This is a genomic window from Streptomyces sp. NRRL B-1347 (assembly GCF_000720325.1).
Classification (GTDB): Bacteria; Actinomycetota; Actinomycetes; order Streptomycetales; family Streptomycetaceae; genus Streptomyces.
Window position 1 is genome coordinate 1 of sequence record NZ_JOJM01000165.1, and the last position, 3,779, is coordinate 3,779.

Sequence of the window (3,779 nt, forward strand, 5' to 3'; positions counted from 1 at the left end):
CGTACGCCCTGCTCCCGCCCCGCCCCGTACGCCCATCCGCCCACCGCCCGCGGCCATCCCGTGCCCGCGGCCCCCTTTCCCGGAAGAGACGACCCGTCATGCCACTGATCGCACCCGCGCCCCCGGCCCGTACCGACGCCCTGACCGCGCCACCCTGGCGCGGCCTGCCCGCCGCCCAGCAGCCGCCGTGGCCGGACCCGGCCGCCGTCGCCGACGTCGCCGGTGAACTGGCCCGCCTGCCCGCACTGACCGCCGCCGCCGACGTGCGCCAGGTCGGCGCGGCCCTCGCCGACGTCAGCGCGCACCAGGCCTTCCTGCTGCAGGCCGGCGACTGCGCCGAGCCCACCGGCGCCATGGGGGTGGCCGCCCTGCAGGGCAAGCACCGCGTCCTGGGCGAGATGGCCGAGATCATCAGCGACCGCCTGGACCTGCCCACCATGACGGTGGGCCGCATCGCCGGGCAGTACGCCAAGCCCCGCTCCAAGCCCGAGGAGGTCGTCGGCGGCCGCGCCCTGCCCGTCTTCCGCGGCCTGAACGTGAACGCCCCCGACGCCGACGCAGCCGCCCGCATCCCCGACCCGCGGCGCCTGCTCACCGGCTACCACAGCGCCCGCGCCCTGCTCAGCGAGCTGCACATCATCGCCCACCGCGCCGCGTCCGACCTCACCCCGCTGTCGGCCGCCAGCATCAGCACCCGCCGCCCGCGCTCCTGGGACGGCACCCTGCGCGCCGTCCTGGACGACTACGGGCGCACCCACCGCACCGAGGACGGCTGGCGCCGCACCGGACTGTGGACCAGCCACGAGGCACTGCTGCTCGACTACGAGGAGCCCTTCGTGCGCCGCGATCCGCGCACCGGCGAGGACTACCTGCTCTCCACCCACCTGCCCTGGGTCGGCGACCGCACCCGCCAGGTCGACGGCGCCCACATCGCGCTGCTGTCCCACATCGCCAACCCCGTCGCCGTCAAGATCGGCCCCGGCATCAGCCGCAGCGACCTGATCGCGCTGTGCCACACGCTCGACCCGCACCGCCGCCCGGGCCGCCTGACCCTCATCGCCCGCCTGGGCGCGGCCGACATCCGCCGGCTGCTGCCCGAGATGATCCGCACCGTCGCCGAGGCCGGCCACCAGGTGGTGTGGGCGTCCGACCCCATGCACGGCAACACCTTCACCGCCGCCACCGGCCACAAGACCCGGCACATGGACGCCATCACCGCCGAGACAGCCGCGTTCATCGAGATCCTGCACCGCGCCGGCCAGTGGCCCGGCGGCCTGCACCTGGAGGTCGCGGGCGACCGCGTCACCGAGTGCCTGGGCGCCGGCGGCCCCCGCAGCGAGCAGGGCCTGTCCCGCGCCTACCGCACGCTGTGCGACCCGCGGCTCAACGACGACCAGGCCCGCCTGCTGGCCCAGACCGCCGCCGACCTGATCGCCCGCGGCTGACCCGCCCCGCCCCCACCCTGCCGCCCGCGCCCGACGGAGCCGTGATGAAGACCCTCCTGATCGACAACTACGACTCGTACACCTACAACCTCTTCCAGCTCATCGCCGAGGTCAACGGCGAAGAACCCGACGTGGTGACCAACGACGCCCCCGGCGCCGCCGACATCGACCTCGGCGCCTACGACAACGTCGTGATCTCCCCCGGCCCCGGCCACCCCGGCCGCGCCGAGGACTTCGGCGCCAGCGCCCGCATCATCGAACGGGCCACCATCCCCGTCCTGGGCGTGTGCCTGGGCCACCAGGGCATCGCCGCCGCCGCGGGCGCGCTCATCACCCGTGCCCCCCAGGCCCGCCACGGCTACCTCAGCCAGGTCACCCACACCGCCCAGGAGGTGTTCGCAGGCCTGCCGCAGGACTTCACGGCCGTGCGCTACCACTCCCTGGCCATCGCCGAGCCGCTGCCCGCCGCCCTGGAGGCCACCGCCTGGGCCGAGGACGGCGTGATCATGGCCATCAGGCACCGCGAACGGCCGCTGTGGGGCGTGCAGTTCCACCCCGAGTCGGTCTCCACCCAGTACGGCCACCGGATGCTCGCCAACTTCCGCGACCTGACCCTCGCCCACCAGGCCCGCCACCCGCACACCGCCCCCACCCCCGCCGACACCTCCGACGGCGCCGGCGCCGCCGCCGTCACGGGAACGGAAGCCGGCGTGCAGGCCGCCGTGCCGGCGGCGGGCGCGCCCTACCGGCTGCACCTGCGCATCCTGGAAAAGGAGATCGACACCGAGACCGCCTTCACCCACCTCTACGGCCGCGCCGACGCCCCGGTGTTCTGGCTCGACAGCGCCCTGGCCGAAGCCGGCCGTGCCCGCTTCTCCTTCTTCGGCGACGCCTGCGGGCCGCTGGCGGAGACCGTGCGCTACCGCACCGGCCAGGGCCACGTCGAGGTCACCCCCACAGGCCGGGCCACCCGGCAGGTGCCCGGCACCGTCTTCGACTACCTGCAGAGCGAACTGCGCAGCCGTCAGACCACCGCCCCCCACCTGCCCTTCGACTTCACCGGCGGCTACGTCGGCTACTTCGGCTACGAACTCAAGGGCGACCTGGGCGCCGCCAACAAGCACCGCGCCCCCACCCCGGACGCCGTCTGGCTCTTCGCCGACCGCTTCATCGCCGTCGACCACCACGACGGCACCACCTACCTGGCCGCCCTCAGCCGCACCGGCCAGGACCGCGGCCCCGGCGGCGCCCAGGACGCGGTGCGCTGGCTGGAGTCGACCGCCGCCGCCCTGCTGGCCCTGCCCCCGCGCCAGGACTCCCCCGCCGCCGAGCCCAGCACCGCCCCCGTCGAGCCCTGGCTGATCCACGACGCCGACGCCTACGCCGCCCGCATCGCCGACATCCACCAGCAGCTGCGCGCCGGCGAAAGCTACGAGGTCTGCCTCACCAACGCCGCCTGGGCGCCCGCCGACCGGCACGGCGGCCTGGACTTCTACCGCACCCTGCGCCACGTCAACCCCGCCCCCTACGCCTCCTACCTGCGCCTGGGCGACGACGTCGAGATCGCCGGCTCCTCCCCCGAGCGCTTCTTGACCATCGACCGCACCGGCACCGTCGAAACCAAACCGATCAAGGGCACCGTCGCGCGCAGCGACGACCCCGAGGAGGACCGCCGCCTGCGCGACTCCCTGACCGACAGCGCCAAGACCCGCGCCGAGAACCTCATGATCGTCGACCTGCTCCGCAACGACCTCGGCCGCGTCAGCAAGGTCGGCAGCGTGCACGTGCCCCGCCTGATGGCCACCGAGAGCTACCGCACCGTCCACCAGCTCGTCTCCACCATCCGCGGCACCCTGCGCGAGGACACCGACGCCATCGACGCCGTGCGCGCCTGCTTCCCCGGCGGCTCCATGACCGGCGCCCCCAAGCGCCGCACCATGGAGATCATCGAGTCCCTGGAGACCGAGGCCCGCGGCGTCTACTCCGGCTCCATCGGCTGGCTGTCCACCAACGGCACCGCCGACCTGAACATCGTCATCCGCACCGCCGTGCGCATCGGCGACCAGTGGCGCATCGGCGCCGGCGGCGCCATCGTCCTGGACTCCGACGCCGAGGACGAGTACCAGGAGATGCTCCTCAAGGCCGCCGCCCCGCTGCGCGCCCTGCACCACGCCACCCCCGCCGCCGCTCCCCTCGCCCCCGAGGTGTGCGCGGCGCCCGAGGCCGTGGAGGTGCCCGACGTGCCGGCCGCGGTCTGACCCCCGTCCGGCGTTTCGGGGGCCACGGCCCTCCGGCAGCACGCGCCCTGGCCCCCGCCCCGCCCCCGCCCTCGCC

General features: G+C 74.9%; 2 protein-coding genes. Both read left to right on the plus strand.

Annotation, left to right across the window (positions count from 1 at the left end; all coding sequences use genetic code 11):
* The first annotated feature begins 98 nt into the window (after positions 1–98).
* Positions 99–1,445, plus strand: coding sequence for a 3-deoxy-7-phosphoheptulonate synthase (locus tag IG74_RS0144000; protein WP_051856709.1), 1,347 nt, complete (start codon positions 99–101; stop codon positions 1,443–1,445).
* A 44-nt stretch (positions 1,446–1,489) separates the two neighbouring features.
* A complete protein-coding gene (pabB, locus tag IG74_RS0144005; RefSeq protein ID WP_037827262.1) occupies positions 1,490–3,703 on the plus strand; it encodes an aminodeoxychorismate synthase component I in 2,214 nt (737 codons plus the stop codon).
* Positions 3,704–3,779 lie beyond the last annotated feature (76 nt).

Excerpts from the sequence above, each read along its gene's own strand:
- IG74_RS0144000 (WP_051856709.1), top strand. The coding sequence starts at position 99 with ATGCCACTGATCGCACCCGCGCCCCCGGCCCGTACCGACGCCCTGACC.
- pabB (WP_037827262.1), top strand. The coding sequence starts at position 1,490 with ATGAAGACCCTCCTGATCGACAACTACGACTCGTACACCTACAACCTC.